Below are 512 nucleotides of genomic sequence, written 5' to 3'. Positions count from 1 at the left end.
AAAAAACAAGATATTTGCCCAGCGCGATAAACCATTGATCTGGTATATGTGAAAGTGGTATTTTCGTATATTGTTTAGAAAAATCAACCATAAATGTATGTTTTTACGCTAGTTGAAATGCCAACAATATCTCTTGGTAGCTTTTTTTCATCGTAATTATTGGCAACCATACAAGCTCTTACCTCTTGCGGTCTTTTTCCAGTAGCCTTCATAAAAGCATTTATAATAACATTGCTAGTTTTTGTAAAAAAGTCAATTTCTTGCATGACTAGATCATTGTTGTTATTGACAATATTTAAGCTTTTGTTGTCTAGCCTCTCTTTTAGCAAGCTAATTTGGTTTTCAATAATAGCAAGTAGCTCAATATAAAAATCTACCGCCTTTTTACAATTTTCATAGTTCCAAATAGTATTTTTTTCAAAGCTTTGAATTATTTGCTTTATTTCATTATTATGCTTCATCTTATCCCTTTACGCCTATATCTCCATATCCTACTCCAAGCGGAATATATT

General features: G+C 30.9%; 1 protein-coding gene. It reads right to left on the bottom strand.

Annotation, left to right across the window (positions count from 1 at the left end; all coding sequences use genetic code 11):
- Positions 1-83: 83 nt before the first annotated feature.
- Positions 84-461 (bottom strand): hypothetical protein, encoded by a 378-nt coding sequence (locus CYP28_RS09000; protein ID WP_103593916.1) that lies wholly within the window; start codon positions 459-461, stop codon positions 84-86.
- Positions 462-512: the final 51 nt, after the last annotated feature.

This window comes from Campylobacter concisus, assembly GCF_002914195.1.
Classification (GTDB): domain Bacteria; phylum Campylobacterota; class Campylobacteria; order Campylobacterales; family Campylobacteraceae; genus Campylobacter_A; species Campylobacter_A concisus_M.
This window is presented reverse-complemented; position numbering and strand designations above follow the sequence as displayed.

Excerpts from the sequence above, each read along its gene's own strand:
- CYP28_RS09000 (WP_103593916.1), bottom strand. The coding sequence starts at position 461 with ATGAAGCATAATAATGAAATAAAGCAAATAATTCAAAGCTTTGAAAAA.